This is a genomic window from Candidatus Sarmatiella mevalonica (assembly GCF_016751895.1).
Taxonomy (GTDB): Bacteria; Pseudomonadota; Alphaproteobacteria; order Rickettsiales; family Rickettsiaceae; genus Sarmatiella; species Sarmatiella mevalonica.
This window is the reverse complement of sequence record NZ_JACVVM010000114.1, coordinates 1-1,761: the sequence shown is the minus strand read 5'-3', so window position 1 is coordinate 1,761 and position 1,761 is coordinate 1. Positions and strand designations below refer to the sequence as shown.

The following is a 1,761-nucleotide window of genomic DNA, read 5'->3' as shown; positions in this document are numbered from 1 at the left end:
TTTTGGCTATTACCGCTTTTTATAAAACTTATTACTTTTTTACGTAAATCTATACTATATGCTCGCATTTTTTGCTTCATATTATCATATAATTTACGCTACCTCAAGCTAATTTAGTATATGCGGAGGGTTTATCGCGGAAATATTTGGATGGAGAAGTATTTTTATATTTCTAACAATATGGGGGCTAACTGTAATGGTTCTTGTGATTGTAAGATTACCAGAAACCCATCCACATGCTTCCCGAAAACGGATCTCAATATCGCACATCGCAATGCAACTCATACTAGACAAAAAAGTGTTGGGGTTTGGTTTGATTGTAGGTGGATGCAATGGCATTCTCTTTAGTTATTTTGCGGAAGGTGCTTTTTATCTCATCGAAATCCTAGGTCTTTCAGCAAGTCATTATGGCTTAAGCTTTATCGCCATAGGAAGCGGGGCGATGCTTGGTGGAATTGTTTCTCGGAGATTACAGAATAAACTCTCCTCTAAAGAAATCATGAATTACGGACTGCTGATTATTACTTACACAACAACGATCTACAGTTGTATAACGATGATAAATCATTATTTATTTTCCTTACCTTCTTATACCATGATAGCAGTTACAATTATTTCGCAGATGATATGTATTTTTGGCACATGCGTTGTTACTGTTAACGCCCTCGCTCTTGCTCTTGTGAATTATAGGCACGCAATTGGTACAGCCTCTAGTTTATTTGGATTTTTTTACTATTGTCTAATTTCGCTCTTTACGTTCTTTATGGGATTTTTGCACAACGGAACACTACTGCCAATGCCTCTTTATTTCTGTTCTCTGAGCTATCTTATGATCGCCGTGAATCACATGTGCTTGAAGAGTTGACGGCACAACAAACCTTAAGGAATTTATCTCTGATAATTAGGAGATGATATATAGTAAATTAAGTTGAAATTTGAGTATATAATGCGATAAAGTAATGAATTATGTAAATAAAGACAATAGCTGCAATAGAGCTGCATTGAAATTCGAGATATCACCAAATACAGTAAGGAATTGAGTCGCAAGATATAAAACAGAGGGTAATTATTTATCTAAAAAGTTGGTGGCAAGAAAGGATTTTAATATGAGTGCAGCAGGCGCACATTATTGGTTAAAAAAACTGGGATATATCTATAAAAAAAGATTTTACCTATGTAGGAGCTTGCGAAGAAAAACGTGAGCGATATAAACAAAGAATAGGGGGTATACCAACTCAAAGTCTTGTGTATATAGATGATAAGCGGTATTGATGAGTATTTGTAAAAACAAGGTTGGAGAAGCTACTGGGGAAAAAGAACGGCAAATACTATCAAAAAACAAACATTATAGCTGGTTATGTTAATCATACATCAATAGCACCAATGGTATTTAATGGTTCGTGTAATACACAATTAATTGAGGCCTGGGCAGAGCATTTTAATCAAAGAGCTAGAAGCTGCTCAAGTAGTGATCATGGATAAGCTGCATTTCATAAATCTCAGAAAGTTAAAGAGTTGATAGAATAGACCTCTTGCGTAAGTATATAGAATTGGAAATTACTTACAGGGAGGGGTTGATATTTTTTATAAAGCGTGTATAGAACTTGATTTTTAACCAACAAGAGACTACACACAATGATAAGATACAGTAAAATTGCTAAACATCCAAGAGTTTTTTTAAGATTATTTGGCATGGAGCTAGAAAAGTTTGAAATAATAATAAAGAAGCTGGAAAAAATCTGGGATAAAAGAGTCGTAGGC

Annotated in this window: 2 protein-coding genes; both read left to right on the top strand. The window is 34.6% G+C overall.

Annotated elements, in window-relative coordinates; genetic code table 11:
• The first annotated feature begins 118 nt into the window (after positions 1-118).
• Positions 119-865 (top strand): MFS transporter, encoded by a 747-nt coding sequence (locus Sarmat_RS06630; RefSeq protein ID WP_341826624.1) that lies wholly within the window; start codon positions 119-121, stop codon positions 863-865.
• Between the two features lie 428 nt (positions 866-1,293).
• Positions 1,294-1,482: a hypothetical protein gene (locus Sarmat_RS06625; protein WP_202149961.1), complete on the top strand. Its 189-nt coding sequence runs from the start codon at positions 1,294-1,296 to the stop codon at positions 1,480-1,482.
• Positions 1,483-1,761: the final 279 nt, after the last annotated feature.